Annotated in this window: 2 rRNA genes; both read left to right on the forward strand. The window is 49.0% G+C overall.

The features are described 5' to 3' along the window. Window positions 1-152: 152 nt before the first annotated feature. Window positions 153-3069 (forward strand): 23S ribosomal RNA (locus AC6UD1_RS06960). 72 nt (window positions 3070-3141) lie between these two features. Then, window positions 3142-3258, forward strand: a 5S ribosomal RNA gene (gene rrf / locus AC6UD1_RS06965).

Genomic DNA, 3258 nt, shown 5'->3' on the forward strand with positions numbered 1-3258 from the left:
AACTTTGTTCTTTGAAAACTAGATAATATTATTTTCTGTATTAATTATATTTTAATTATAATTTTAACCGAGAAATAACCACTACGTTATTTGAGTTTTTTAAAATAGTTTAAATCGCAAATACTCAATAACTTACATCACGAAGTGATGCAGGTTAAGTTATTAAGGGCGCATGGTGAATGCCTTGGTACTAGGAGCCGATGAAGGACGGAACTAACACCGATATGCTTCGGGGAGCTGTACGTAAGCTTTGATCCGGAGATTTCCGAATGGGGAAACCCAATCATCTTAGTCGATGATTGCACGACAGTGAATTCATAGCTGCCGTGCGGTAGACGCGGGGAACTGAAACATCTAAGTACCCGCAGGAGTAGAAAAAAATTTCGATTCCCTCAGTAGCGGCGAGCGAACGGGGAACAGCCCAAACCGATCAGTTTACTGGTCGGGGTTGTAGGACTGAACATTTGAGTTACAAAAGAATCTGATAGTCGAATCAGTTGGGAAGCTGAGCCATAGATGGTGATAGCCCAGTAGACGAAATCAGGTTCCCTCAGTTCAGGATCCTGAGTACGGCGACACACGTGAAACGTCGTCGGAAGCCGGGAGGACCATCTCCCAAGGCTAAATACTACCTAGTGACCGATAGTGAACCAGTACCGTGAGGGAAAGGTGAAAAGCACCCCGGAAGGGGAGTGAAATAGTTCCTGCAACCATGTGCCTACAAGCAGTTAGAGCCCGTTTAAGGGTGATAGCGTGCCTCTTGTAGAATGAACCGGCGAGTTATAGTTGCATGCAAGGTTAAGTTGAAAAAGCGGAGCCGAAGCGAAAGCGAGTCTGAATAGGGCGTTGAAGTATGTTGCCATAGACCCGAAACCAGGTGATCTATCCATGTCCAGGATGAAAGTGCGGTAATACGCACCGGAGGTCCGAACCCGTGTACGTTGAAAAGTGCTGGGATGAGGTGTGGATAGCGGTGAAATTCCAAACGAACTTGGAGATAGCTGGTTCTCTCCGAAATAGCTTTAGGGTTAGCCTCGGATTTAGAATCATGGAGGTAGAGCCACTGTTTGGACAAGGGGTCCGTCTTGGATTACTAAGTTCAGATAAACTCCGAATACCATTGATTTATATCCGGGAGTCAGACGATGAGTGATAAGATCCATCGTCGAAAGGGGAACAGCCCAGACCGCCAGTTAAGGTCCCTAAATATATGCTAAGTGGAAAAGGCAGTGGAGTTGCATAGACAACTAGGATGTTGGCTCAGAAGCAGCCACCATTTAAAGAGTGCGTAATAGCTCACTAGTCGAGTGATTCTGCGCCGAAAATTTACCGGGGCTAAGCATATTACCGAGACTGCGGACGCGACTTTGTCGCGTGATAGGAGAGCGTTCTAAGGGCAATGAAGCTAGACCGTAAGGACTAGTGGAGCGCTTAGAAGTGAGAATGCCGGTATGAGTAGCGAAAAATCAGTGAGAATCTGATTCACCGAATGACTAAGGTTTCCTGGGGAAGGCTCGTCCACCCAGGGTTAGTCGGGACCTAAGTCGAGGCCGAGAGGCGTAGACGATGGATAACAGGTTGAGATTCCTGTACTAGTTATTAACGTTTGAGTGATGGAGGAACGCAGAAGGCTAAGTTGTGCATCCTGATGGAGATGGATGTTCAAGTCGTAAGTCAGGTCAAGAGAGAAATGCTTTTGATCGAGTTGACAAGCGACGATGAGGACCGAAATTATAGTAGGGAAGCAACTGATGTCACGCTGCCGAGAAAAGCTTCTAGCGAGTTAATAACTACCCGTACCGCAAACCGACACAGGTAGTCGAGGAGAGTATCCTCAGGTGAGCGAGAGAACTCTCGTTAAGGAACTCGGCAAAATGACCCCGTAACTTCGGAAGAAGGGGTGCTGTCCTAACGGACAGCCGCAGTGAAGAGGCCCAGACGACTGTTTATCAAAAACACAGGTTTCTGCAAAATCGTAAGATGACGTATAGGGGCTGACGCCTGCCCGGTGCTGGAAGGTTAAGTGGAAGAGTTAGCTTCGGCGAAGCTCCGAAATGAAGCCCCAGTAAACGGCGGCCGTAACTATAACGGTCCTAAGGTAGCGAAATTCCTTGTCGGGTAAGTTCCGACCCGCACGAAAGGCGTAACGATCTGGGCACTGTCTCAACGAGAGACTCGGTGAAATTAAGATACCTGTGAAGAAGCAGGTTACCCGCGACAGGACGGAAAGACCCCATGGAGCTTTACTGTAGCTTGATATTGGGTGTTTGCACAGCTTGTACAGGATAGGTAGGAGCCATTGAAACCGGAGCGCTAGCTTCGGCGGAGGCGTCATTGGGATACTACCCTTGCTATGTGAACACTCTAACCCTGAGCACTCAACGTGCTCGGAGACAGTGTCTGGTTGGCAGTTTGACTGGGGCGGTCGCCTCCTAAATAGTAACGGAGGCGCCCAAAGGTTCCCTCAGAATGGTTGGAAATCATTCAAAGAGTGTAAAGGCAGAAGGGAGCTTGACTGCGAGACATACAGGTCGAGCAGGGACGAAAGTCGGGCTTAGTGATCCGGTGGTACCATATGGAAGGGCCATCGCTCAACGGATAAAAGCTACCCTGGGGATAACAGGCTTATCTCCCCCAAGAGTTCACATCGACGGGGAGGTTTGGCACCTCGATGTCGGCTCATCGCATCCTGGGGCTGTAGTTGGTCCCAAGGGTTGGGCTGTTCGCCCATTAAAGCGGTACGCGAGCTGGGTTCAGAACGTCGTGAGACAGTTCGGTCCCTATCCGTCGCGGGCGCAGGAAATTTGAGAGGAGCTATCCCTAGTACGAGAGGACCGGGATGGACATACCGCTGGTGTACCAGTTGCGCCGCCAGGCGCACAGCTGGGTAGCTATGTATGGATGAGATAAACGCTGAAAGCATCTAAGTGTGAAACTCGCCTCGAGATGAGATTTCCCATTCCTTTATGGAAGTAAGACCCCTGAAAGATGATCAGGTAGATAGGTTAGAAGTGGAAGCGTAGTGATACGTGAAGCGGACTAATACTAATCGGTCGAGGACTTAACCAAGCAAAAAGAAGTGGAAGTTAATCGGGCAGAGAAGATATTATCTAGTTTTGAGAGAACGAAGTTCTTTCTAAGTGTGGTGGCGAAAGCCTGAAGGATACACCTGTTCCCATGCCGAACACAGAAGTTAAGCTTCAGCACGCCAAGAGTAGTTGGGGGATCGCCCCCTGCAAGGGTAGGACGTTGCCACGC

Source organism: Fructilactobacillus sp. X8R1C1 (assembly GCF_059900945.1).